This window comes from Microbacterium sp. TWP3-1-2b2, from assembly GCF_049896145.1.
Taxonomy (GTDB): Bacteria; Actinomycetota; Actinomycetes; order Actinomycetales; family Microbacteriaceae; genus Microbacterium.
On record NZ_JAFCTS010000001.1, the window covers coordinates 2,478,747 to 2,503,503 of the forward strand.

General features: G+C 64.2%; 25 protein-coding genes. 15 read left to right on the top strand and 10 right to left on the bottom strand.

The window, feature by feature from the left end; genetic code table 11:
• Positions 1-45: 45 nt before the first annotated feature.
• On the bottom strand, positions 46-1,251 hold the full coding sequence (locus ACP7AR_RS12205) for an MFS transporter (RefSeq protein ID WP_426186033.1): 1,206 nt from the start codon (positions 1,249-1,251) through the stop codon (positions 46-48).
• A gap of 53 nt (positions 1,252-1,304) precedes the next feature.
• On the opposite strand from ACP7AR_RS12205, the gene ACP7AR_RS12210 reads away from it, so the two are divergent.
• The 3 genes from ACP7AR_RS12210 (at position 1,305) to ACP7AR_RS12220 (ending at position 2,405) form a co-directional block, all read left to right on the top strand.
• The gene (locus ACP7AR_RS12210; protein WP_426186035.1) at positions 1,305-1,577 is read left to right on the top strand and encodes a DUF1905 domain-containing protein; all 273 of its coding nucleotides are present in this window, start codon (positions 1,305-1,307) and stop codon (positions 1,575-1,577) included.
• A 133-nt stretch (positions 1,578-1,710) separates the two neighbouring features.
• A complete protein-coding gene (locus ACP7AR_RS12215) occupies positions 1,711-2,037 on the top strand; it encodes a hypothetical protein (RefSeq protein WP_426186037.1) in 327 nt (108 codons plus the stop codon).
• Positions 2,034-2,405: a hypothetical protein gene (locus tag ACP7AR_RS12220; protein ID WP_426186039.1), complete on the top strand. Its 372-nt coding sequence runs from the start codon at positions 2,034-2,036 to the stop codon at positions 2,403-2,405. Before ACP7AR_RS12215 ends, ACP7AR_RS12220 begins: the two co-directional genes overlap by 4 nt.
• Before the next feature lie 16 nt (positions 2,406-2,421).
• Here ACP7AR_RS12220 and ACP7AR_RS12225 read toward each other — a convergent pair whose 3' ends face one another.
• Positions 2,422-2,727 (bottom strand): ArsR/SmtB family transcription factor, encoded by a 306-nt coding sequence (locus tag ACP7AR_RS12225; RefSeq protein ID WP_426186041.1) that lies wholly within the window; start codon positions 2,725-2,727, stop codon positions 2,422-2,424.
• A 108-nt stretch (positions 2,728-2,835) separates the two neighbouring features.
• On the opposite strand from ACP7AR_RS12225, the gene ACP7AR_RS12230 reads away from it, so the two are divergent.
• Positions 2,836-4,068 carry an MFS transporter gene (locus ACP7AR_RS12230; RefSeq protein WP_426186043.1) on the top strand — a complete coding sequence of 411 codons (1,233 nt, stop codon included), beginning with the start codon at positions 2,836-2,838 and terminating at the stop codon, positions 4,066-4,068.
• Between the two features lie 15 nt (positions 4,069-4,083).
• Here ACP7AR_RS12230 and ACP7AR_RS12235 read toward each other — a convergent pair whose 3' ends face one another.
• On the bottom strand, positions 4,084-5,091 hold the full coding sequence (locus ACP7AR_RS12235) for a PfkB family carbohydrate kinase (RefSeq protein ID WP_426186045.1): 1,008 nt from the start codon (positions 5,089-5,091) through the stop codon (positions 4,084-4,086).
• A gap of 280 nt (positions 5,092-5,371) precedes the next feature.
• Here ACP7AR_RS12235 and ACP7AR_RS12240 point away from each other — a divergent pair, with 280 nt between their 5' ends.
• Genes ACP7AR_RS12240 through ACP7AR_RS12260 form a run of 5 tightly spaced genes read left to right on the top strand, consistent with a single transcriptional unit; the run spans position 5,372 to position 11,350 of the window.
• Entirely contained in the window at positions 5,372-6,448 is a 1,077-nt protein-coding gene (locus tag ACP7AR_RS12240; protein WP_426186047.1) for an extracellular solute-binding protein, read from the top strand.
• 23 nt (positions 6,449-6,471) lie between these two features.
• A complete protein-coding gene (locus ACP7AR_RS12245) occupies positions 6,472-7,512 on the top strand; it encodes an ABC transporter ATP-binding protein (protein WP_426186049.1) in 1,041 nt (346 codons plus the stop codon).
• 1 nt (position 7,513) lies between these two features.
• Positions 7,514-9,358 (top strand): ABC transporter permease, encoded by a 1,845-nt coding sequence (locus ACP7AR_RS12250; protein ID WP_426186051.1) that lies wholly within the window; start codon positions 7,514-7,516, stop codon positions 9,356-9,358.
• Positions 9,355-10,377: a LacI family DNA-binding transcriptional regulator gene (locus ACP7AR_RS12255; RefSeq protein ID WP_426186053.1), complete on the top strand. Its 1,023-nt coding sequence runs from the start codon at positions 9,355-9,357 to the stop codon at positions 10,375-10,377. The genes ACP7AR_RS12250 and ACP7AR_RS12255 overlap by 4 nt, the downstream gene beginning before the upstream one ends.
• 37 nt (positions 10,378-10,414) lie before the next feature.
• Positions 10,415-11,350: a metallophosphoesterase gene (locus tag ACP7AR_RS12260; RefSeq protein WP_426186055.1), complete on the top strand. Its 936-nt coding sequence runs from the start codon at positions 10,415-10,417 to the stop codon at positions 11,348-11,350.
• A gap of 51 nt (positions 11,351-11,401) precedes the next feature.
• Here the strand turns inward: ACP7AR_RS12260 and panB are convergent, their stop codons facing one another.
• From panB to ACP7AR_RS12280, 4 genes are read right to left on the bottom strand one after another with little or no spacing between them, the layout of a single operon-like run.
• Positions 11,402-12,271, bottom strand: coding sequence for a 3-methyl-2-oxobutanoate hydroxymethyltransferase (panB, locus tag ACP7AR_RS12265; RefSeq protein WP_426186057.1), 870 nt, complete (start codon positions 12,269-12,271; stop codon positions 11,402-11,404).
• Positions 12,268-12,660: an aspartate 1-decarboxylase gene (panD, locus tag ACP7AR_RS12270; protein ID WP_426186059.1), complete on the bottom strand. Its 393-nt coding sequence runs from the start codon at positions 12,658-12,660 to the stop codon at positions 12,268-12,270. Before panD ends, panB begins: the two co-directional genes overlap by 4 nt.
• Positions 12,660-13,511: a pantoate--beta-alanine ligase gene (gene panC, locus ACP7AR_RS12275; RefSeq protein WP_426186061.1), complete on the bottom strand. Its 852-nt coding sequence runs from the start codon at positions 13,509-13,511 to the stop codon at positions 12,660-12,662. The genes panD and panC overlap by 1 nt, the downstream gene beginning before the upstream one ends.
• A complete protein-coding gene (locus ACP7AR_RS12280) occupies positions 13,508-14,257 on the bottom strand; it encodes a DUF2520 domain-containing protein (protein ID WP_426186063.1) in 750 nt (249 codons plus the stop codon). The genes panC and ACP7AR_RS12280 overlap by 4 nt, the downstream gene beginning before the upstream one ends.
• Before the next feature lie 287 nt (positions 14,258-14,544).
• On the opposite strand from ACP7AR_RS12280, the gene ACP7AR_RS12285 reads away from it, so the two are divergent.
• The gene (locus ACP7AR_RS12285; protein ID WP_426186065.1) at positions 14,545-15,225 is read left to right on the top strand and encodes a hypothetical protein; all 681 of its coding nucleotides are present in this window, start codon (positions 14,545-14,547) and stop codon (positions 15,223-15,225) included.
• Here the strand turns inward: ACP7AR_RS12285 and ACP7AR_RS12290 are convergent.
• A complete protein-coding gene (locus ACP7AR_RS12290) occupies positions 15,209-16,132 on the bottom strand; it encodes a LysR family transcriptional regulator (protein ID WP_426186067.1) in 924 nt (307 codons plus the stop codon). The two genes, ACP7AR_RS12285 and ACP7AR_RS12290, sit on opposite strands and share 17 nt — an antisense overlap.
• A gap of 113 nt (positions 16,133-16,245) precedes the next feature.
• Here ACP7AR_RS12290 and ACP7AR_RS12295 point away from each other — a divergent pair, with 113 nt between their 5' ends.
• From ACP7AR_RS12295 to ACP7AR_RS12315, 5 genes are read left to right on the top strand one after another with little or no spacing between them, the layout of a single operon-like run.
• Complete coding sequence (locus tag ACP7AR_RS12295) at positions 16,246-17,553, top strand: MFS transporter (protein WP_426186069.1); 1,308 nt, start codon at positions 16,246-16,248, stop codon at positions 17,551-17,553.
• Between the two features lies 1 nt (position 17,554).
• Positions 17,555-19,192, top strand: coding sequence for an amidohydrolase (locus ACP7AR_RS12300; protein WP_426186071.1), 1,638 nt, complete (start codon positions 17,555-17,557; stop codon positions 19,190-19,192).
• Complete coding sequence (locus ACP7AR_RS12305; protein ID WP_426186073.1) at positions 19,098-19,397, top strand: ATP-binding cassette domain-containing protein; 300 nt, start codon at positions 19,098-19,100, stop codon at positions 19,395-19,397. Before ACP7AR_RS12300 ends, ACP7AR_RS12305 begins: the two co-directional genes overlap by 95 nt.
• Complete coding sequence (locus tag ACP7AR_RS12310; RefSeq protein WP_426186075.1) at positions 19,385-19,612, top strand: hypothetical protein; 228 nt, start codon at positions 19,385-19,387, stop codon at positions 19,610-19,612. Before ACP7AR_RS12305 ends, ACP7AR_RS12310 begins: the two co-directional genes overlap by 13 nt.
• A complete protein-coding gene (locus ACP7AR_RS12315) occupies positions 19,599-20,318 on the top strand; it encodes a hypothetical protein (protein ID WP_426186077.1) in 720 nt (239 codons plus the stop codon). Before ACP7AR_RS12310 ends, ACP7AR_RS12315 begins: the two co-directional genes overlap by 14 nt.
• Before the next feature lie 208 nt (positions 20,319-20,526).
• Here ACP7AR_RS12315 and ACP7AR_RS12320 read toward each other — a convergent pair whose 3' ends face one another.
• A complete protein-coding gene (locus ACP7AR_RS12320; protein WP_426186079.1) occupies positions 20,527-23,628 on the bottom strand; it encodes a type I restriction endonuclease subunit R in 3,102 nt (1,033 codons plus the stop codon).
• Positions 23,621-24,757 (bottom strand): hypothetical protein, encoded by a 1,137-nt coding sequence (locus tag ACP7AR_RS12325; protein ID WP_426186081.1) that lies wholly within the window; start codon positions 24,755-24,757, stop codon positions 23,621-23,623. Before ACP7AR_RS12325 ends, ACP7AR_RS12320 begins: the two co-directional genes overlap by 8 nt.

Sequence of the window (24,757 nt, forward strand, 5' to 3'; positions counted from 1 at the left end):
CGTGCGACGCGGGATTGCGACCGCAACCGGCGCCTCACGAACCGGTCAAGCGGTTCGTCGCCGCTCCAGCACTCCCGCGCACACGATCGCCACCACACCGGCGATCGGCACGACGAGCAATCCCGCGCGCAGCCCGGCATTGTCGGCGATGAACCCGACGAACGGCGGCGAGAGCAGTAACCCGAGTCGCAGCAGCCACGACACGATCGTGAGGCCGGCGCCGTGGCGAAGGCCGGGCAGGGCATCGGCGGCCTGCAAAGCAGCGGGAATGAGAGTCGCGCTGCCGAACCCGGCCACCGCGAAGCCCACGATCGTGCCAGGGACCGTCGGGAAGGCCAGGGCCGATCCCATACCGACGGCGATGAGAAATCCACCGGCGCGAGCGATCGTACGCTGCCCGAAGCGGTCGACCATGCGATCGCCGATCATCCGTCCGACGAACTGCGCGCCGACGAGGGCGATGTATCCGGTGGTCGCGATCGCCGCAGGGGCGGCGAGATCGGCGCCGAGGTACAGGGTCGCCCACGACATCCCGGCATCCTCCACGACAGCGCCGGCGATGGCGAGCAGCACGAGAACGACGATGATGAACACGGTCTTCCTGGTGATTCCACGCCGCAGTGCCCCACCGATCTCCGAGCCGCCGGCGATCGCCTCCTCTTCGGTGACGTCGTCGCGGCCATGCAGGCACATGCGCAGCGCGACGAGTGACACGATGCCGAACACCATCGTGGAGATGCCCAGATGGATGCCGAGGGGCAGAGCCAACGCGATCGCCACCGCCGACATCGATCCGCCGAGCACCGCGCCGATCGACCAGATCGCGTGGAAGGAGTTGATGATCGAGCGTTCGTATCCGCGCTGCACGCGAAGGCTGTGCGCATTCTGACCGACGTCGGTGATGGCATCCGCTGCCCCGCCGAGGAACAGCCCGAGCGCGAAGAGAAGTGCCGAGGGTGCGAGGCCGGCGGCGAGGATTCCGAGGCTGGTGAGGATGGTACCGACCACCGCCACCTTCGCCGATCCGAAGCGGCGGATGAGCACCGCGGCTCCGAGCCCTGCGACCATCGCGCCCGCCGGGAACGCCGCGATCGCGAGTCCGTAGGTTGCAGCATCCAGTCCGAGCTGGGCCTTGATCTCGGGGTAGCGCGGCAGGATGTTCGCGAACAGCGCGCCGTTGGTGAGGAACAGCAGCGCGACGCCGACGCGTGCGCGACGCACGGCCGGGTCGACGGTGGTCGTGCTGGGCATATGCACCAGCCTAGGTCGGGTGCCGGAGTCGAACCGCCCACTAGCCTGTCAGCATGAGTGCTGAGCGACTGACCTTCGAGACGACAATCGGCGTAGACGTCAAGGGCGAGACGTGGAGTTGCGTCGAGATCCCGGAGTCAGCGGAGTTCTTCGGCACGGGTAAACCCGTCAAAGTAGATGCGACGGTCGACGAGGTGACTCTTGAGAACGTCGGCGCGATGCCCACAGGTACCGGCGGGCACATGGTGTCGCTGAACGCGAAGATCCGCAGGGCCCTCGGCAAGGACGTCGGCGACAGAGTCAGCGTCACGATCGTCACGCACTGAGCGTCTTCGTTTGCCCCGGCGCACGCGATGATGCTGATCGGATGCTGCGCCTCAGAGTCACCTCGGTGGCATGAGCGCAGCGTCCCGTCAAGGGTCGCGCCTCATCGTCGAGGTACCCCTACGGTGAGGCGACATGGACACCTTCATATTCCTCGGTTTCGCCGTCGCATACCTCGCGCTGCTCATCTGGGGCATCTCGTTGGTGGTGGCGCGGCGCCGAGCAGTCGTCTCCGATCTCGCCTTGCTCGTCGTGCTCGGCCTCGTCTACGACAACACGGTCATCGGGCTCGGCACCATGATCGGCGAGGGCGCCGCGCTCGAAGGGCTGAACTCGGCGCGGTACTGGATGCACGCGCTGCTGACACCATTGCTCGTTCTTGTCGCCTGGCATGTGTTGATCCGCGCACCGGCCTCCGCTGGGCGCGCACCGCATGGGCAGCAGTGCTGGCGATCGGCGTGACCGCGGCGCTCATGGTCTACGAGATCATTGTGGGCGCACTGCCGATGCAGCTCGTGGCCGATTCGGAGTACGGCGCGCTCAGTTACGGCAACGAGAACGCTCCCGGTGGACCTCCGCTCATGGTTCTCGTCGTCGCCGCGGCTCTGCTGACGGCGGGCATCGTCGTCTGGGTGCGCGAACGCTGGCCGTGGCTCACCGTGGTGACGCTACTCATGTTGGCAGTCAGCGCCGTCACACTGCCGGTGCCCAGCGCGGCGATCGTCAACGCCTTCGAACTGATCCTGCTCATCGGAGTCGTCACGACGGTCGCACACCAGGATCGAATCTCCGCTCGCCCCGCGTTCGAGACCACGCATTCGAACGGTTGACGGCTCAGGCCGGGCTCTAGCCCCGCAGCACCGAATCCAGCAACCCGGGGAACAGCGCATCGAGGTCGTCGCGCCGTAGCGTCAGCATCCGTCGGCGCCCGTTGGGTTCGTTGCGGATGACGCCGGCTTCACGCAGCACCTTCATGAAGTGCGACTTGGTCGACTTCGGCAGGTTCGGGTCGGTGGCGTGGCAGGCGGCCATGTCGAGGGGGCCGTCGGCGAGCTGGCGCGCGATCGCGAGACGCTCGGGGTCGCTGAGCGCGAAGAGCACGTCCGTCAAGTGGATATCGGAGCGCTCCGGATGCTGGAGATCACCGGGCATGGTTCGATAATAGTTGAACAATTAACGAAGGGCGAGTACGCTCCGATAGTTCGATGATTCTCGAACCGATCGCGAACCGACACATTCTCGAACCGACGAGGAGCGCGCATGACCACGACCGAACCGATCGCCGTTCGACAGACCGGCACCACCGCCGCGCCGTACACGCGCACGGCCCGCGCACGCTTCGGGTTCGCGTTGGCGGTGGTCGCGCAGATCCTGATGATGACCGGCGCGAGCGCCCCGTCACCGTTCTATCCGGTGCTCGCCGAGCAGATCGGCTTCGCTCCGATCGTCATCACCGCGGTGTTCGCGGTCTACGCCATCGCACTGCTGCTCACGCTGCTCACGGCCGGATCGCTGTCGGACCATGTCGGCCGGCGCCCGGTAGTGATCGTCGGGTTCGTACTGCTGGCCGGCAGCATGCTGCTCTTCGCGCATGCGGATTCGGTGGCGCTGCTCGTCGGTGCACGCATCATCCAGGGCATCGCGAGCGGTCTGCTGCTCTCGGCGCTCTCGGCAGCCGTGCTCGACCTCGCGCCTCCGGCTCGTCCGGCGACGGCGGCGTTGTGGAACGCTCTATCTCCGGGCATCGGCCTCGCGACGGGCGCCGTCCTGTCCGGAGTCGCGCTCGACATCATGGGCGAGCCGCTGCTCGACGTGTTCGGACCGCTGACCGCGGCGTACGGAATCCTCGCGGTGCTGTTCTTCTTCACTCCGGAGACGGCACCGAAGAAGCCAGGAGTGTGGGCGTCGCTGCAGTTCCGCCTGTCGGTGCCGGCGAGCATCCGCGCGGATTTCTGGCGCGCAGCCCCCGCCGTCATCGCGGGCTGGGCGACCGGTGGCCTGTTCCTCTCCCTTGGCGCGAACATCGTGCGAGGCGAGCTCGGCGGCGTCGCTCACATCTGGCAGGGGCTCGGAGTGGCGCTCCTGGCCGGCGTCGGGGCGCTCACGGCGTTCACCCTCCGGCGACGCTCACCCCGGACGATCACGATCTTCGGCACAGCGGCCCTGGCCGTCGGCACGGCAATGTCGCTCGGAGCACTTGCGTTGGGGTCGCTTCCGGCCTATCTCATCGCGGCCGGCGTGACCGGAATGGGCTTCGGCACCGCCTTCTCCGGCGTGATCGCGTCACTCGCACCGCGCATCCCCGCGACTGAGCGCGCCGACACGTTCGCCGTGATCTATGTGCTCGCGTATCTCGCGTTCGGCGTACCAGCCGTGATCGCCGGCATGCTCGTCGGCGTCGTCGGTCTCGGCGCGGTGTGCGTCGGCTACGGCGTGGTCGTCATCGCGCTCTCTCTGCTCGCGCTGGTGTTCCGGGTGCGACGGGCGGAGTGAGGATGCCGGGAGGTTTCACCTCCCGCGCAGGAACTCTTCGACCTCGTCCGCGGTCGGAGCCGTCGTCGGTCCACGACGCGTGACCTTGATCGCGGCCGCGGCGTTGGCTCGGCGGCACGCGTCAACCCACGTCGACCCACCGGCGATGCCTGCGAGCAGGGCGCCGGTGTGGGTGTCGCCCGCGCCGTTGGTGTCGACCGGTGTCTGCGGAAAGCCCGGGACATAGGTGCTTTCTCCGTGCGCATGCACCGCACACCCTTCGGCGCCGTCGCGAACGATCGTGACCGCCCCGGCGCGCATCAAGGGTGTCAGCGCACGGGCGTGTCCCACGATCTCGCGTTCGGACTCGTCGACCGATGCCTCGACTCGATCAGACCGCACGGCTAATAGGTCTGTCGCCTCCTCTGCGTTGCCGGTCCACACGTCTGTGCGGGCGAGCATCGTGTCGCGCACGTCGGCAGGCAGCGCGGCGAAGGCGGCCCCGGGGTCGAGGACGACGACAGCTTCCTCGGGAAGAGTCGCCAACCAGGCCAGCATCGGATCGCGGGTCTGCGCGACGGCGAGCGAGTATCCGGTGACGCAGACGAGGTCGCCTGATTGCACGTCGGAGCTCGCGAGCGATTCGACTGTGATCTCGCGCTCGGCGCCCAGTGTGGTGACGAAAGTGCGCTCTGCAGTGGGTTCGATCAGCACGACGCACACGCCGGTGTCCTGCGTGGTCACCGGAGGGGCGGATGCTGCGATGCCGTCGGCATCCAGCGCTTCACGGATCAGGTCACCGTACGGACCCGTCCCGATCGCTCCGGCATGCAGGCACCGGGCGCCCACCCGCGCCGCTGCGAGCAGCACTGTCACGGAACCGCCGGCATACTCCGCGACCGAGTCGGCCATCAAGTTCTGCCCGCGCGCGGGGAGGTCTGCCACTTCGATCACCAAGTCGACCAGAGCCTGTCCGGTGTGGATCACCCGTGGTCGGTGCGCATCCTGCGCGAGTCGGTCATCGGCCTCGGCACGGGTGAGCATGCGGACAGCCTAGCGATCAGGGCGCGCCCGCCATGGGCCACGGGCCAGGGGCAAAAGCGCCAACGACCGGCGTTCTTAGCCGCGGCTCGCGGGATCGACTGCAGGATGCGCCTTGGAACCACCCGAACGTTCACTTCTGCGTGGCTTCCGGTTCATCGTGCGCTCGTACATTGAGTGCGGCCGCGCGACCGCGGTCACGAAACAGTCAATTCTTTGTACATTAAGCACAATCCAGGGGTAGTGTCAGATCGATATGCCTCGAAGGCGAGAAAGGACGACCATGGTCGACATGCGAAAGAAGCGCTGGCCCCTGATCGGGATCACGGCGATTGCGGCAGTTGCGCTCAGCGGCTGTGCAAGCGGCGAAGACTCGACCGGCGCTGACGGCGGCGAAGAGGGCTCCGACGGCACACTGATCGTCTACACGAACTCCAACAGCGACGGCCGCGGCGAGTGGATCACCGAGCAGGCGGCAGAAGCGGGCATCGAGATCGAGATCGTCGGCCTCGGCGGCGCTGACCTCACCAACCGCATCATCGCCGAGAAGAACAACCCCGTCGGCGACGTCGTCTTCGGTCTCAACAACATGTTCTTCGAGCAGCTCAAGGCCGAAGAGGCGATCACCGCCTACGAGCCCAGCTGGAGCGGCGAAGTTCCCGCCGATGCCGGCGATCCCGCAGACGGCGCCTACTGGCCGCTCGTCGAGCAGGCCATCGTCACGGTCTACGACGAGAGCCGCATCACCGACGCACCCACGGACGAAGAAGATCTCTGGACCGAAGAGGACTACGCCGGCCGCTACGAAGTGAACCCAGCCCTCGGCCAGGCCACGCCGCAGCTCGTGCTCGCCAGCATCCTGACCCGCTACCTCGACGAGGACGGCGATCTCGGCGTCAGCGACAAGGGCTGGGAGATGGTGGAGTCTTACTACGCCAACGGCTCCCCGGCCGTGGAAGGCACCGACCTCTACGCCCGCATCACGCGCGACGAGATCGACTACGGCGTACTGCCCTCCAGCGGCATCGAAGCCCGCGACGAGGAGTACGGCACCACGACCGGCATGATCGTCCCGGAGTACGGCGTGCCGTACGTGACCGAGCAGATCGCGCAGATCAATGGCTCGGGCAGTGACGAGCAGGCACAGGAGTTCATCGACTGGTTCGGCAGCGCCGAAGTGCAGGGTGAGTTCGCCGCCGAGTTCAACGCCATGCCCGTGAACGAAGAGGCCGTCGCACAGGCGAACCCCGACGTCGTCGCCCTGCTGGAAGAACTCCCCCGTCAGGAGATCGACTTCGGCTTCGTGAGTGAGAACCTCGGCCCGTGGGTCGAGAAGGTCACCCTCGAGTACATCGGCTGATAAGAAGGACACCCGAGAACACCATGATCCGATTCGAAGATGTCGACGTCGCGTTCGATGAGCACCGCGCGGTGTCGCACCTCGATCTGGAGATCCAGGAGGGTGAGTTCTTCACCCTCCTGGGTCCGTCCGGATGCGGGAAGACCACAGCCCTGCGCGCCCTCGCCGGCTTCGTCGAGCCGACCGGCGGGCGCATCCTCATCGCCGGCCGCGACGTAACGCGCGTGCCGAGCGAGAAGCGCGAGGTCGGCATGGTGTTCCAGAACTACGCGCTCTTTCCCAGCATGAACGTGCGCGAGAACATCGCGTTCGGGCTCACGGTACAAAAGCGAGGGCAGAAGGGGTCGGCGACGGTCTCGAAGGCCGAGCAGAACAGGCGCGTCGACCAGATCGCCGACCGCACGGGACTTGCCGCATCCCAACTCGACAAGAACGTCTCAGAGCTCTCGGGCGGACAGCAGCAGCGCGTCGCCATCGCCCGCGCACTCGTGCTCACACCCCGCATCCTGCTGCTCGACGAGCCGCTGTCGAATCTCGACGCGAAGCTCCGTGTGCAGCTGCGCGAGCAACTCAAGGAACTGCAGCACGAGGTCGGCGTGACCACGGTCTACGTCACCCACGACCAAGAAGAGGCGCTGACGCTCAGCGATCGCATCGCGGTTCTGGATGCCGGACACCTCCAGCAGGTCGGAACCCCTGAAGAGATCTACGACCGCAGCGCCACCCCGTTCGTCTGCCGCTTCATCGGCGAGAACAACCGCCTCAGTCCCGCCGTGCTGAACAGCCTCGGCGGCACGCTGGACTTCACCGCCGAGAGCTACGTGCGGCCGGAGAAGCTGCATCTCGCGGCACCCGCTGATGCGGCCTCTGCCCCAGCATCCCTCGACGGTTCCGTCGTCAACCGCACCTATCACGGCAGCCACAGTGTCTACACGATTGCCGCGGAAGACTCGACGCTCCGCGTGAGCGTTCCCGCCGGTGCGAGCGCGCACCAGTGGGATACCGGAGATGCCGTGCGCGTCGACGTCGACCCGCGCTGGATCCTGCAGTACCCGGCGGCGTGACATGACGGCCTCCGCACCTCTTCCTCCGCCGTCGGCAGGGCTCCCCGGCGAAGCCGGCGCTCTGACCGGCACGGCATCCGCTCCGGAATCCGGCAACGGCAAGAAGCGCACGCGCGGCACCATCCGCGTCATGCTCCGCTCGCCGCTGGCGTGGGTTACCGGCATCGCCGTCATCTGGTTCGCGGCCGCTTTCCTCGTGCTCCCGAACGCCGCACTGCTCGCGACGACGTTCTTCCCGGATGGACAGTTCAGCATCCGCGCCGTCGAGAAGCTGCTCGGCAGCGAGCGCGCGCTGAAAACGCTCGGCAACAGCTTCCTGCTTGCAATAACGCTGTCGATCACCGTCAACGTGGTCGGTGTGTTCATCGTGCTGGTGACGCAGTACTTCAAGATCCGCGGCGCCAAGATGCTGTGGCTCGGGTACGCGACGACGCTCATCTACGGCGGCATCGTGCTCGCCGCCGGCTACAACTTCATCTACGGCAAGTTCGGGTTCATCACGAACATGTTGGTCAACTCGTGGCCTGACATGAACCGCGACTGGTTCTCGGGCTTCTTCGCCGTAGCTTTCGTGATGACGTTCGCCACGACGACCAACCACATGCTGTTCCTGTCGTCGTCACTCGGCAAGGTCGACTACGCGTCGATCGAGGCAGCGAAGCTCATGGGTGCGTCGTCGTGGACGATCCTGCGCCGCATCGTGCTGCCGGTCATGAAGCCGATGCTGTTCGCCGTGACCGTGCTGACGTTCCTCATCGGCCTCGGCGCTCTGACCGCACCGCTCGTGCTCGGCGGTCCGGATTTCCAGACCGTCGCGCCGCTGATCATCGATCTCTCGCGGAGTCCGATCACGCGTGACATCGCCGCACTGCTGGCGATCGTGCTGGGCGTGGCGACCATCATCCTGCTCGCGATCATGAACCGGGCAGAGAAATCGGGCGTCTACTTCTCGGTGGCGAAGGTGGCCACGCCGATCCAGAAGCAGGCGATCCGCAATCCGTTCGCGAACGTCGTCGTGCACGTCATCGCTTACCTGCTGTGGGTCATCTACCTGATTCCCGTGGTGCTGATCGCGGTGTTCTCGTTCGTGGATGCGCGGAGCATCCTCGCCGGCACCATCACGCTCGACAGTTTCACGCTCGACAACTACATCACCGTGTTCAGCAGCGCGGAGGCGATCCGACCGTTCATCGTCAGCGTCGTCTACAGCGCGCTCGCATCGGTCATCGTGGTCGTCGGGCTGCTGTTCGTCGCGCGAGTGCTGCAGAAGTATCGAAACGTCTTCACGACCGCGCTCGAGTATGTGCTGCACATCCCGTGGATCCTGCCGATCGTCCTCATCGCGCTCGCGCTGGTGATGACGTTCGACACCCCGCTGGCCATCGTGGGCAACGTCGTGCTGACCGGCACGCCAGTGCTGCTGCTGATCGCGTACATCTGCGTGAAGATCCCGTTCACGCTGCGACTGCTGAAGGCGGCGTTCGCGTCGGTTCCCGACTCGCTGGAGGATGCGTCGCGCATCCTCGGCGCCGGGTCGCTGACGGCGTTCCGCCGGGTGCTCATCCCGCTCGTGCTGCCGACGGCGGCGGCGATCACGGCGCTGAACTTCAACAGCCTGCTCGACGACTACGACGCAGCGATCTTCCTTTACCACCCGCTGTTCCAGCCGTTGGGTGTGGCGATTCAAGAGAGCACGCGCGGCGAGAACAATCTCGACGCGATGCCGATCACGTTCGTCTACACGGTTCTGCTCATGATCATCATGGGTGCGACGATGTATCTCGTGTACGGACGTGGATCGCGCTCTGGGACCCCGCGCAAGCGACGGAAGTCGCGCACCGCATGAGCGCTCAGGATGCCACCACCCCCGCCTTGCGGGTGACGATCAGCGATGTCGCAGCCGAGGCAGGAGTTTCGCGGGCGACCGCGACGAGGGCGCTGAAGGGCGAGGGGCGGTTCGCCCCTGAGACGCGCGATCGGATTCTCGAAGTGGCCGAGCGGCTCGGATACGTGCGGAACACGATGGCTGCCGAGCTCGCCGCCGGGCGCACTGGCACCGTCGGCCTGATGCTGCGCGACGCGAGCAACCCGGCCTACGGTCTGCTCTTCTCGTGCCTGCAGGACGAAGCGCATCGCCGCGGTCTGGACCTGGTGACGGTGACGATCGGCGCCGACCCTGCGGGCGCGGAGCAGGTGAACGCGCTTCATCGGCTGCTCGGTATGCGGGTGGCAGGGCTGATCGTCGCGACAGGTGGCATCACCGCCGAGCAGCTGGAGCCGTTCGCCGACCAGGTGCCGATCGTCCGTGCGGGTCGTGTGGAGCCGGCAGGCCGGATCCACAGCGCGCACTACGACGATCCAGCGCACGGACGGATGCTGGCGGATCATGTGCTGTCGCTCGGGCATCGCCGGGTGACCGTGCTCGCGGGCGGCCCGGAGGCGTCGTACCCCGAGCATCTGCGCGGGCAAGCGATGCGCGAGACGCTGATCGCCGCGGGCGCGTCGGTGACGATGATCTCGACCGGCGCTCGGCCGGATGAAGGTGTGTCCGATGCAATGCAGGCCGTGGAGTTGGGAAACACCGCGGTCATGTGCGCATCGGACTATCGCCAGCTCGCAGTGATGCGGGCTGCGCGGACCGGAGGGCTCGACGTGCCCGGTGACGTGAGTGTCACCGGGTGCGACGGGGTTCTGCCCGGTGCGGATCTGTTGGGTCTGACGACCCTCCGGATCCCAGTGGAAGACGTCGCCGCGGCCGCTGTGCAGACGATGCAGGAGCTGCTGAGTTCCGCAGATCCTGATGCCATTGTTCGGCGGGCCTTCGCGGGTTCGCTCGTCGCCGGCGCCACGGCTGCTCCCGTCTGACCGATTTCGTTTGACCGTTCGCTGACCAGGAAGTGACATGATCCTCACCGAACACCCCCGTCCGTCGCACACCTTCGTGCACATCTCGGATACGCATCTACCCGGCGAACGCTCGCCGCTGTACGGTAGCGGAACGGATGCCGACACCAACCTGGAGCTGATGCTGTCGAGGCTGGTGGCTTCGGGGTTGCGGCCCGATGCGCTGCTCATGACCGGCGATCTGGCCGACCGCGGTGACGCGTCGGCCTACCAACGGCTTCGTCCCCTCGTAGAGGATGCCGCGGCGGCCTTGGAGTGCGAAGTCGTGTGGGCGGCCGGGAACCACGACGACCGCGCGGCGATGCGAACCGAGTTGCTGGCGGGCGCCGGCGTGGCCGGGGTAGCCGACGGACCTGCGGTTTCCGGTACCGGCGGTCTTGTCGGCGAGGAGCCGATCACCGAGGTGCGCTGGTTCGGCGAACTGCGCGTGATCGTGCTGGATTCCACCGTGCCGGGTGCGCACTGGGGGTCGCTGGATGAAGCTCAGCTTGAGTGGCTGGCGGCGGAGCTGTCGACCCCTGCACCGGCAGGAACACTGCTCCTCATCCACCATCCACCGCTGCCGGCAGTGCTCGATACGGCGGTGATGGTGGAGCTGCGCGGTCAGTCTTCGCTTGCTGCGGTGTTGCGCGGGTCGGATGTGCGGGGGATCCTGTCTGGCCACGTGCACCACCCTTCCTTCGGGATTTTCGCCGGGGTGCCGGTCACGGCCGCGTCGTCGAGTGCGTACGGCCAGGATCTGACGCAGCCGCCAGGGGCGACTCGTGGTCAGGATGCTGCACAGGGGTACAACCTCGTCCACGTGTACGCGGAGACGATCGTGCACTCGGCAGTATCGCTGCAGCGGGGGGATGACGTCGGGGAGGCGGTCGCGGCCGAGGAAGCCGAGAGGCGGATCGCCGGACGCGGGATCGGGTGGCGCGAGCGCGTGTGAGGAGGGGATGATGCCATGGCCGGATGCTTTCGGTGAGACAGCGTCGTCACATCACCGCCCGGCGAGCATCTCCCGCAGCTCCGCCGCCTCATCCGCCGGCATCGAGTACCCGTGCTCCGCCGCCGGGTACGCACCCGAACGCACTTCTTCTGCGTACGCCGCGACCCCGGCGACAGCATCCGCCCGCAGCTCCGCGTAGCGCTTGACGAACTTCGCCGCTCCCCCGTCGTACAGGCCGAGCAGGTCGTGGAAGACGAGCACCTGGCCGTCTGCATCCGCCCCCGCGCCGATCCCGATCACGGGGATGTCGAGCAGCGGCATCAGCGCCTGCGTCACCTCCGACGGCACGGCTTCGACGACGAGCAGCGAGCATCCGGCATCTTGCAGGGCCAGCGCGTCGTCGATCACCGCACGCGCGGCGTCGGCGGTGCGACCCTGCGCACGGTAGCCTCCGAGGGCGGTGGCGGTCTGCGGGGTAAGGCCGACGTGACCGACGACCGGGATGCCCGCCGCGACGAGAGCACGCGCACGGTCGACCGACGTGCCGCCGCGCTCGATCTTCACGAGGTCGCAGCCGGCCTCCTTGATGAAGCGCTGGGCCGTGGCGATCGCGAGTGAATCGGATGCCTCGTACGATCCGAACGGCAGATCGCCGACGAGCAGCGGAATCGTCAGACCCCGCCGTACCGCGCGAGTGAGCATGAGCATCTCGTCGACCGTGACCGGCACGGTGCTGTCGTAGCCGAGCACCGTCATCGCGCCCGAGTCGCCGACGAGCACGACGTCGACGCCGGCCGCCTCGACGATCTGCGCGCCGGGGTGGTCGTAGGCGGTGACCATGACGATCGGCTCACCGGCGTCCTTCTTGCCAACCAAATCAGCCAGGGTGACCCGCGTGCGCGCCGTCGCGTGCACGCTCACGCGTCGACTCCGGTCAGCAGCCGGTCCACGACGTCGTCGACCTGGATGATCGCGTTCGCACGATCGACGTGCACGACGACGGGTTCGTAGGTCTCGAGGTCTTCGCGCGAGTAGTCGGCGTAGGAGATGACGATGATCGTGTCGCCGGAGTGCACGAGGCGGGCAGCGGCGCCGTTGACCTGGATGACGCCGGATCCGCGCTCTCCGGCGATCGTGTAGGTCTCGAAGCGTGCACCGTTGTTCACGTCGACCACGTGCACCTGCTCGTGGGCGAGGATGTCTGCGGCCTCGAGAAGGTCGGGGTCGATCGTGATCGAGCCGACGTAGTTGAGGTCGCTGCCGGTGATGGTGGCGCGGTGGATCTTCGACTTCAGCATGGTGCGGCGCATCAGGCGCTCCGTTTCAGGATGTGGTTGTCGATCAGTCGGGCAGCGCCCACTCGGGCGGCGACGGCGAGGAGGGCGTCGTCTTCTACACGGGTCACGGTCTGCAACGTGAGAGCGTCGCGGAGCTCGAGGTATTCGGGTGTGATGCCTTCGTCCGCGAGCACGCGACCGGCTGCCTTGAGGATGCTGTCGCCGTCACGCTCGCCCGATTCATGCAGTGCCGCTGCCGCATCGAGCGCACGGTTAAGGACGGTCGCCTGCGCGCGGGCGGCGGGGTCGAGGTAGACATTGCGCGAGCTCATGGCGAGCCCGTCTGCTTCGCGCACGATCGGGCTCGCCTCGATGCGCACGTCGAGGTCGAGGTCGCGCACGAGGCGGCGGATGACGGCGATCTGCTGCGCATCCTTCTGTCCGAAGTAGGCGACGTCGGGGCGGACGATGCCGAACAGCTTGGTGACGACGGTCGCGACGCCGTCGAAGTGGTGCGGTCCACGGCTCGCGCCGTCGAGCATCTCGGTGACGCCCGAGACGTGGATGCTGGTGGCGAAGCCGTCGGGATAGATCTCCGCCGCGTCGGGGGCGAAGAGGATGTCGACCCCCTCCTGCTCTGCGCGCGCGGCGTCTGCGTGCTCGTCGCGGGGATAGCTGCTGAGGTCTTCGTTCGCACCGAACTGGGTCGGGTTGACGAAGAGCGAGACGACGACGAGGTCGTTGTTCTTCCGTGCCTCGCGCATCAGTGAGACGTGGCCGTCGTGGAAGGCGCCCATGGTGGGGACGAGCCCGACTCTGTGGCCCGCGTGCCTGGTGTTCTCGACGACGGCGCGCACTTCGGCGATCGTGCGGAGGATTCTCATGCCGCTGCCTTCTGGCAGGCGATGGCGCGGGTAGCGGTGGCGAGTTCGTCGAAGAGGCTCGTCAGTGCGGGGTCGGCTTCATCGACGGCCGCGCGCTGACGAGCAATCGTGACCTCGTCGCCGCGGGCGATCGGGCCGGTGAGGGATGCTGTCGCGCCTCTGCTCTGCCAGTTGTCGACGGTGCGGCTGAGGAGCGGGGCGAGCAGGTCGCGTGCCTCGCCGCCGCGGATGCCGGCGGATGCGGCGAGCTGCTCCGCGGCGTCGAGCACAGTGAGGACGAAGTTCGAGGCGAAGGATGCGGCGGCGTGGTAGCCCGCGCGGTGGGCGTCGTCGAGCTCGAACGGAAGGGCGCCGAGTGTGTGGGCGAGCCTTTCTGCGAGGTTCTTGTCTGCTGGAGTGCGGCCGGCGATGGCGGCGCCGATGCCGTGGAAGATGTCGGGCGATTCGGTGCCGGTGAACGTCTGGAGCGGATGGATGCTGAAGTCGACGTCGTCCAGCGGGGTGGCGCCGGAGGCGTGGCCGATTCGGGTCGCTGTGCGTCGGGCGGAGGCGGCTGCTTCGGGGATCGCGGAGTCGGGGACACAGAGCAGGGCGACGTCTACTGCGGGGATGGCGTCGCCGCGGCGGAGGGGTCCGTACACGGTGAGGCCTGACGCGCGGAGCGCTGTCGCGAGCACGCCGCCGAGGCGGCCGGCGCCGATGATGGCGATGGTCGTTTCGGGCGCGAGGGTGACGGGTGATGTCATGGTGGTTCGGGGCCGGGATTGAACGGCTCAGATGCCACGAGTATCCGCCCGCACGGCGTGTCGCGCCAAATCCGGGAGCATCCTGACCAATCTGCTATCCATTTTGCTGGGCGAACTGATGTATCTGTCGCTTATATGCTTAGCAGATCGCATTTCTCGATGTCTGGCGAGATCGTTCCCAACTGGTCGCTGAGCCTGTCGAAGCGTCCGCCTCGAGAGGCCTTCACGCATGGCGTCGGTGTCGACTGCCGCGTCACCGGATCGATCGGATGTTGCAGACTGAAGGCATGAGCGACATCCTCGACATGCTTCCGTCGGATGCCACGCATCGTGATGCCGAGCGCGTGTTCACCGAGGCGGGCTGGACGCCGAGCGGAGCCGGCGACTGGGCGATCGCGCTGCGCTCTCCCGACGGAACGATGGCCGTGCGGATCAGCCCCTTCGACCCGACCGGCCCGTACACCGCGCAGCTCTATCGCGAGGCTGCGCACACGCGCCAGGTGCCGCAGCTTTTCGCTCATCGACGCCTCGTCGGCGGAGGCGATCTGCAGGTGATGGAGTGGCTCGACGCCGTGGACGAGCAGGACGCCGTCGAGTTCCACCAGGCCATCGAGAGCCGCGACGATTCCGTTGCCGGGCTGGTCGACATCATCCGACGCATCCACGAGCGAGCGCTGCAGGAGCTGCCGTGGTGCGGCCCGTTGGACCAGAACCCGTCAAACGTGATGTGGGGATCCGACGGCCGTCTCGTGGTCTGCGACCTGTTCTACGCCGACGGACCGGATCTATATGCGACGGCTGCCGCGCGTCCCGAGCTGGTCGCCGAGCGGATCCCCGAGAGCCAACGACGGTTCATGACCGAGATTCCGCTTGCCGTGTCGGGCCCGTGGGATGCCGCGGACCGGGAGGCGATGCGCCAGGGTTTGACCGAGGCGGATGGCCGACCCGACCTCAATGGTGCCGGCTGATCGCCGCCGTCTCCGCCGCGGTGTACGTCCCTTCCGGATACAGATCGGGGACATGCGTCGTGACGAAATCGCTGAGTTGTTTCACCACGCGCCGGATGTCATCGCCCGCGTAGTGCGTGCGCTCCCACCCTGCATAGAGCGCGGCGTTCATGGCCGTTCCTCGGTGCATCAAGGGCCGGCTCACCAGCCCGAACCGAGGCGGCTCGACGACGACGCACGGCCCGTGCCCCGCAGCAGATCGTGCTTGGATGATCGGCGCGTCCGCTCCAAGGCTCACCATCTCCAGCGACCAGCCCTCGCCTTCGGCGACCTGCTGGATCTGCGCCCACGCCGCTGACCCGCGACCCGAGGTGAGGAAGGGGCCCGCGAGCAGGTCACTCAACTCGACATGCTCTCCCTCGGCGAGCGGATGGGAGGCCGGCAACTGGCAGAGCAGCGGAAGCGTCAACACCCGAGTGCCGCGCAGCCTCGAGGCCGGCGGGCTGGTCGTCACCGCGAGGTCGGCGCCGGTTCGCAGCCGGTCGTACGTCTCGGCAGGCGTGGCGATCATCACGTCGGAGATCGGACCACCCTGAGCGATGAACGGCGCAAGGACGAGCACACTGGTCATCTCGGGTGCCGAGGCGACGAACGACCGCTGCTCCTGCACGATGCCGTCCATCACGCCTCGCGCGCGACGACCACGGCGGACGAGGTCGCGGGCCATCGGCTCGAGCCGCTCACCGGCGTACGTCGTCACCATCCCGTTCGGCATCCGCCGGAACAGCGCGGCGCCCACCTGCCGCTCCAGGGAGGAGATTTGCCGCGACACCGTCGGCTGCGTGCGGATGAGTCGTTCAGCCGCCAGGCTCACCGAACCGCTGTCGATGACCGCGACGAATGCTTCCAGTTCTCGTTCCCCGTACATGCACAAAGCGTATAGCGACACCCGCTTTTCTCATTGGACGAGCATGGATGCGTGCCGTCAAGATGGCCTGAACCCGATCCCCGAAAGCTCTTCCCCGATAGAGAGGGCCGATCATGGCCGCTTCGCATACTGAGATCTCCCCTTCCCGCCAGCGACGATCGATGGTGGGCGCCTTCGTCGGCACCGCGATTGAGTGGTACGACTTCTACATCTTCGGCACCGCTGCCGCGCTCGTGTTCGGACGCGTCTTCTACCCGGATGTCGCCCCCGGCGCGGCGCTGCTGGCATCTTTCGCGACCTTCTGGGTCGGCTTTCTCATGCGTCCCGTCGGAGGACTCGTCTTCGGACACTTCGGCGACAAGCTCGGGCGCAAGAACGTGCTCGTCATCACCCTCGTGATGATGGGCGTGGCGACGACCCTGATCGGCCTGCTGCCGACGTTCGCGCAGATCGGGATGCTGGCGCCGATCCTGCTCGTCGTGCTCCGCGGCCTGCAGGGCTTCGCCGTCGGCGGCGAGTGGGGAGGGGCCGTGCTCCTGTCCACCGAGAACGCCCGGCCGGAGAAGAAGGGCCTCGCTGGCGCGTGGGTGCAGCAGGGGTCGCCCGCGGGATCCATCCTTGCCACCCTGATGTTCCTCCTCGTAGGACTGCTGCCCGACGAGCAGTTCATCTCGTGGGGCTGGCGCATCCCGTTCCTGCTCTCCGCGATCCTCGTCGTCGTCGGTCTCGTCATCCGTCTGAAGGTCGAGGAGTCGCCCGACTTCGTCGCGGCGAAGCAGAAGCAGGAGGTCGTGAGCGCGCCGGTGCTCGTCGCCCTCCGCACGGCCCCGATCTTCATCGGGCACGGCGTCCTGGCATCCGTCATGGGCATCTCGAACGCCTACTTCTCGAACACGTTCCTGCTGTCCTGGACGACCGGGTCGCTGGGCCTTGACCGTCAGCTGATGCTCAACATCCTGCTGGGCATGGCCGTGCTGCAGTTCATCTGGCAGCCGATCGCCGCGAAGATCGCCGAACGCTTCGGCATCGCCAGGGTCATGCTCACCGGGCTCGTGTTCAGTGTGCTGTTGACCGTCCCCTACTTCCTGGCCATCCAGGCGGCGTCTCCGCTTTGGATCACCGTCACGCTGTACGCCACGATCCTCGGCAGCACGGCCTATTACGCGCTGCTGGCGACCTTCCTCGCCTCGGCCTTCCCCGCGCGCATCCGATACTCGGGCGTCTCGCTCGCCTACCAGCTGTGCGCCACGGTGTTCGGCGGTTCGACGCCGCTGGTCGCGCAGTGGATCCTGAACTCCAGCGGCGGCAGCGTCTGGGCGGTCGCGGTGTTCTACGCCGTGATGATCCTCGTCACCATCGCCGGGGTGTGGGGTCTGCAGCGTCAGATCGTGCGCCAGGTGGAGCGCGAGGCCGCAGCCTGACATGCACATCGACGCGATCTTCACCAACGCCCGCATCCGCACGCTCGACCCCGAGCGGCCGTTCGCACACAGCATCGGCACGCTGGGCGGCCGCATCGTCGGCTTCGATGACGACCTGCACGGCCTCGATGCCGACCGCATCGTCGACCTCGGCGGACAGCCTGTGCTCCCCGGCTTCCACGACGCGCATCACCACCTCTCGCTGACGGGCTTCCGGCTCGCCTCACTGAACCTGCGCCCTGGAGCGGTGAACTCGCTGGCTGAGCTGTACGACGCGGTCCGCGAGCATGCGGACGGTCTCGCACCGGATGCGTGGGTACGAGGGGCCGGATACGACCAGAACTTCCTCGAGGATCATCCGACCGCCGAGGCGCTGGATCGGGCTGCGGGTGGGCGGCCGGTCCTTCTGGAGCACGTCTCCGGGCACATGCTCGTGGCCAACACGCGTGCGTTCGAGCTCGCCGGTTACCCGCGCAGGGAGGGGTATCCGGACATCGCCGGTGGCAGCATCCCGCGCGATGCCGACGGACGGCCGCGGGGTCTGCTCCAGGAGTCGGCGATGGGCCCGATCAATGCGCTGGTGCGGCCCGTCGAGCTGGACGAGGTGCAGCGGAATCTGCAGCTGGCGAGCGATCAGGCGCTCAGCTACGGGCTCACGTCGGTCACTGAGCCCGGGGTCGGCGAGATCCGGGTGGTCGGCAACAGCCCGCTCGACTACCACGCGTATCAGACGGCGGTCGAGCAGCGGATGCTGCGGGTGCGAACGACCCTGATGCCGTACATCACCGTCTTGCATCCGTTCGAGGATCTGCCCGATAAGGATGTGTTGGGGCTGGACCTCGGCATCCGCACCGGGCTCGGCGACGACATGCTGCGCGTCGGCCCGGTGAAGATCGTGGCCGACGGTTCGTTCATCGGGCGGTCGGCCGCCATGCACGCGTGCTTCCACGGCGAGGCCGACAACTTCGGTGTGCTGCTGCACGAGCCTTCCCAACTTCGTGATTACATCGTCGGCGCGCATCGCGTCGGCTGGACGGTAGCGACGCACGCGATCGGCGACCGGGCGATCACCCATGTGCTGGATGCTGTCGAGGAGGCGCAGCGCATCGCGCCCAGGCCCGACGTCCGTCACCGCATCGAGCACTTCGCGCTGGCCAGCGACTTGGATATCGCGCGCGCTGCGCGTCTCGGGGTGATTCCTGTGCCGCAGGGCGTGTTCCTCTCGGACTTCGGCGACGGCATGGCCGCCGCCGTGGCGGAGGACCGTCGCGACGACATCTACCGGGTGAAGTCGCTGGCGGATGCCGGGATCGTTCTCAACGGCTCGACCGACTCCCCCATCTCGGATGCGAACCCGCTCGTCTCACTGCGCGACATGGTGCTGCGGCGGACTGGTTCTGGTGCGGTACTCGGCGAGCGCGAGCGGATCTCGATCGACGAGGCCGTGCGCGCATACACGTACGGCTCGGCGTATGCGGTCGGTCAGGAACTCTCGAAGGGGACTTTGAAAGTAGGGATGCTCGCGGATTTCATCGCGCTGAGCGATGACCTGTACTCGATTCCGGCGGAGCGGATCGCGGAGCAGGAGGTCACGGCGACCGTTGTCGGTGGTGCGGTGGAGTTCGGGGACGTCGGCTGAGAGCGGTGCCGGCTTGAGCCTGAGGGTGAAGCGCGGCGAGGTCGTTGCGATCGTGGGCGAGTCCGGCTCGGGCAAGAACACAATCGCGCAGACGATCATGAATCTTCTCGCGCCGAACGCCGAGCCAACCGGCGGGCGGGCGGATAAAGCTCGACGGCGAAGATCCGCATCAGTTCTCGGACGGCATGAAGCATGCGTGCACTGATCGCCCGCGTGCTGGCCGCACAGCCGAGCCTGATCATTGCCGACGAGCCGACGAGCGCGCTCGATGTGACGGTGCAGAAGCAGATTGTCGATCACCTCGGGTCTGACATCTATCCTTGGCATCAGCAGGACATCACCGACGCCGGAGGGCAATGTGGGAACCAGAGACGACGAGCGTGCGTTTTTAGAAAGAGCCTCGCTGGTGAGCAACTCTGAAGTTTGCTTCCTTCCCACTGCAACAAATGAGACCATCGTACTTCTTGCCGCTATCCGCGACTCTGACTCTTGGAGTGCGAGCGACCGTCCAGACTTCTACTCGGAAACGCACGAGCTTGCGATCGAGGTGATGCGAGTCGACGATCACCCACAGGTCGGCAAGATCACCAATCCCACTCTTGCACGAGAGAGGGAGGCGGAGCACGAGGTCCGCGCGGCGTTCCCGACGCTTGACTCCAGTGTGAAGATGACGGTGATCGCGGACACCGGTCTACCGAGCGCGCAGGACCACAGCTTCGATGCGCACCGCAAAGCGTTTGCGCGAATCGTGGAAGGTCACACCAAAAAGGTCACAGCCTACAGAGAGAGTCATCCTGGATACGGTTTGGCGATGATCATCCACGACGAGTCGTCCGCATTCGTACAGGCAGAGCACGCGGCGAGCCCGCTTGCGAAAGGCGAAATAGCCGCCGGTCAACCACATTTGTGGTTCCTTGATACCTACTTCACGCGCATCATCGCCGCGTCGAAGGCCGACTTCGTGATCTGGTCCACCCCGTACAAGCACACTTGGCATCTCGATGCTTCCGGGAGGCGCGCAAAGCTCGACCTGCCCACCTTGGCGATCTATGACATCGCAGCAATGCTCGGGTGGGAAGCTCCTTTGGCCTACGACCCAAGCCGCATGCTCAGCTTAGAAGAGTGAACCGTTGGGCTCCTGACGTAGGCAACGCGGGTGCTCGTTTGATCGACCCGCCCACTACGCAGGCGCAATAAAACACATGACTACACTTCTAAAACGAGCAAGATAAGTATTGCTGGACCATTTCTCTGTGGCGACAGCGCCTACAGCTGGTGAAGACGCTCAAACCGATATTCCAACTCAGCCCTTCGATAAACCGAATAGTCTGAGCTCAGATCTCGCCCCCCACTCCCTTGAATTTTTCGACGAACGCGGCGACCTTCTGGAAGACGCTCTGCTTTTTTGATAGGTACTCCGGATTAAGTGGGCTCATTCTGGGAAGAAGCGCATTAAGTTCGGTGCCGTTCTCGCTGGCAAATTCACGCCTGAGGGAGTTACTGATGTACCGTCGAGCTGCTTCAGCATTTAGCGCTTCATCGTCGATCAGCTCCCGGGCTTCACGCAGCTGCTCTGCCTGGGCAAAGCCGAAAAATGCCTCTATTACGCTGGCCTTATCTGCCAGCGTGTCCAAGTCAGTCTGGTTGATGAAGTCCACCACAAGGGTTTCTTTCGCCCGGTTGCCGAGACTAGCGCGAATCATCCGGCGCACTTCCTCGATCAGAGACAACTTGTCCTTGATCTTCTTGTTCTTCTCGAAGATCAACTCCAGGATGTAGTCAAGATTGATTTCCTGCGACTTGAGCAGATCCACTTCGAATACGACATCATCCCAGTCAATACTGGAATCTACTTTCTCCACCGAGGCTTTCTCGCGACGTAGCCAGTCGCGGATGTCGTTGTAGGTGGAGCGGTAATCCTGGAGTACTCGATCGGAGGGAACCTGGATCTGCTGCAATACAGCTAGGTCGTCGTCGCTCAGGTAGTGCTTGGTCATGAAATCATCGATTGCCTGCGGGTCGCTCATGTCGATGCTCTGCAAGGCCTTTAGGCTGGAGAATTCATCGTAGTTTTGCAGCACGTTCTCTACGCGCAGGTACTCACCGAACAGCTTTACAAATGCTTTCCTATCGGACTCTTTGACGATGTCCGCGGGATCAGGAAACCTCTTCTCGAGTTCATTCACCACGTCGACGAATCCGCGCCGGGCATCTCCTGTGATTACGTCAGTGAAGCCTTCCATGTACTCGGTATAGCTCTTCTCGAGCACCACATTGCGGGTGTTCTTGTCGCCGAATAGCGTTATGGCGTCGATGGTCGCATCTTCCAAGTCTCGGAAGGTAACGACGTTGCCGAAGGTCTTAGTGGAGTCAAAAATGCGGTTGGTACGCGAATAGGCTTGAATCAGGCCGTGGTAGCGCAGGTTTTTATCCACAAACAAGGTGTTCAGCGTGGGCGCATCAAAGCCGGTCAGGAACATCCCGACAACGATCAGCAATTCCACGTCCTGGTCTTTCACGCGCTTTGCCAGGTCACGGTAGTAATTCTGGAAGCCTTTGCTGTCCACGCTGAAGCTGGTTTTGAACAGTGCGTTGTAGTCGGCAACGGCTGCGTTCAGGAACTCTTTGGCGCTGGTGTCCAAGGCTGAAACTTCAAAGCCTTCATCCGCGATCTCACCTACCGCGTCCTGCTCCTCATTGGCAGCGTACGAGAAAATGGTCGCAACTTTCAAAGGCCTATCGCTGTCCTTCTGTAAGGTCTTGAAAGCTTCGTAGTAGAGCTTCGCCGCGTCCACACTGCTCACGGCGAACATGGCATTGAAGCCCTTGGCTCCCGCTTGTAGGCGGTGAGTTTTCCGTCGGAAGTTGTTCAGGATGTACTGGGTGATTTCACGGATGCGGTCCGGGTGCAGCAACGCCTGCCGGTTTTCCGCGGCGCTGAGCTTCTTCTCGTCCTGCTCACTTTCGATGACCTTAAATTGCGGACGAACGTCGCTGTAGTCCACCTTGAACTTAAGAACTTTCTCGTCGCGGATGGCATCCGTGATGACGTATGAATGCAGTTCTCGACCGAACACGCTCGCTGTGGTATCCGCGCCCAGCGCGTTCTGTGGGAAGATCGGGGTACCGGTGAAACCGAATTGGTGGAACCTTTTGAATCTCTTGGTCAGGTTCCTCTGCGCCTCGCCGAACTGGCTACGATGGCATTCGTCAAAGATGAAGACCACTTGCCTGCCGTAAATTGGCAGATCGTCTTCGCTCTTCATTAGGTTGTTGAGCTTCTGGATAGTGGTGACGATGATCTTGTTATCATCCTTGTCCAGATTGCGTTTCAGGCCCGCCGTGCTGTCTGAACCGTTCACACTATCGGGCGAAAAGCGCTGGTACTCCTTCATGGTCTGGAAGTCCAGGTCCTTGCGATCCACTACGAAGAATACTTTGTCAATGAAATCAAGCTCAGTCGCAAGACGCGCGGCCTTGAAGCTGGTCAGGGTCTTTCCCGAACCAGTTGTATGCCAAATGTAGCCACCGCTCTCGGTGCTGCTCCAGTGTTTGGCCTGAAAGGCACTCTTGATCTTCCACAGAATACGTTCGGTGGCGGCAATCTGATAGGGCCGCATCACTAGCAGCGTATTGCCTGCATCGAACACGGTATAGCTCAGCAGCACACTGAGTAATGTGTGTTTCTGAAAGAAGGTGGCGGTAAAGTCCTTCAGGTCTTTGATCGGGCTGTTATCTGCCTGCGCCCAGTTCATGGTGAAGTCAAAGCTGTTCTTGTCACGCTGGGTTGTGTTGGCAAAGTAGCGTGTGTCGGTACCGTTGGAGATTACGAACAGCTGCAAGTATCGGAACAGGGAGTGCTCGCCGTTGAAGCTCTCCTTGCTGTAGCGGTGCACCTGGTTGAAGGCCTCGCGGATGGCCACGCCACGCTTCTTCAGCTCTATCTGGACTAGAGGCAGGCCGTTAACCAGAAGGGTCACATCGTAGCGGTTGGCGTGGCTGCCGGCTTGCTGGAACTGTTTGATCACCTGGATCTTGTTGCGGGCAATGTTCTTCTTGTCGAGCAGGTAGATGTTCTGGATGCGACCATCGTCGAAGACGAAGTCATGGACGTAATCGTCGTGAATCTTTCGAGTTCTCTCGACGATGCCATCACTCGGCTTATCCAGCCAGGCGTCCACGAAACGCGCCCATTCGCTGTTTGAAAACTGCACGCCGTTCAATGCTTGTAACTGCTCACGGACGTTGGCAAGCAACGATTGAGGTGTTCTCAGATCTGGGAGGTATTCATACCCCAGGCCGATAAGGTCCTGGAGAAACTCGCGTTCCAGATCAGCCTCGCTTTGGTAGCTTTCCGCCGTCGTCGATCCTTTGACGTACTTGTCAAGAACGATGAAGTTGCTGGATTCGGCGATGGGCTTCGTGTACTCAACCATTCTGTTGCTCCTGCCGGTAGCCGTAATTATTGATCAGATTGTCCAGGAGGAACTTAATCGTCTGCTTCTCTTGCGGTGTTGGCTCGGCTACCGCTTCGTTGGATAAAGTGCTATGACTCGTGAACTGGATGATGCGATTTAGGTAAGCTTGCTTGTCGTCGGGAAGAAGTTCCGACCAGGTCGAATGACCTAAGAAGCTCGCAGTTTTTTCGTAAATGTTGCGCAGTAGGGTGAAGTGATATCGCTCGAGTTGATTGGTAGAGATCGCCTGTTCAAGGGTTTTCCTGAGATGCAGGTGGTAAGAGAAACTGCTGTTGGAATCCCCGTTCTTGGCCTCGAGGGCGAAAGTACCGTTGTCGAGCCGCTCCAGCAAGTAACAAGTCTTGGCGTTGAGTTCGTTGAACAGCACGTTGTAGAACAACGGGCTGTGGGTAGTGACGATAAACTTCAGGCCAGGTGGGCTTGCCTTGATCAATCCCGCAAGATTCACGGCCAGCTCGATCAGATGGTTTTCGTCCAAGGAACTCACCGGATCGTCGATGAATACATATTCAAGCTGATCAAACTGGCGAGTTTCGCGATCTTCCGCTTCGGCAACGTTGAGCGTGCTTATGGCTTGGTCTAACAACGTGTAGAAGACACTCCAGATGAAGTTGCTTTCTTCACCTTTTGAAATCTTGAGGCTGCCGGAGCTTTCATCGTCGCCACGCTCCAGCGAGAAGGTGATTTCGGAGAAGTCTTCGTTGAAATGCGGGGTCAGTTTGTCGTTGGCATAGCGCTGAAAGTATTTGACGATATTTCCATCTTGCCCCAGCTCTCTGAGCAGTGCGAGCAACCACCCAGTAAACGAGTTGGGCTGGATGATGAGCTTCGGAGCAGCATCCATTTCGAGGTCATTGTCCCAATAAAATAGGTCCTCGGTGAAGGCACTGTAGTATAAAATTCTCGTGCGAGACGGTGCGGTCGTACCGAAGGTACCTTCTTCGGTACCCGAGTCCTTCGGAGCGATAAGGTGCTTGAACTCACGCGAGAGACGCGTTTTACCGGTGCCATTGAATGCGTAGATTAGCTGCACCTTTTTATCAGTGTCTCTCAGCTGCCTTGCGACCTCTATAAGCGTCTTGCCCAT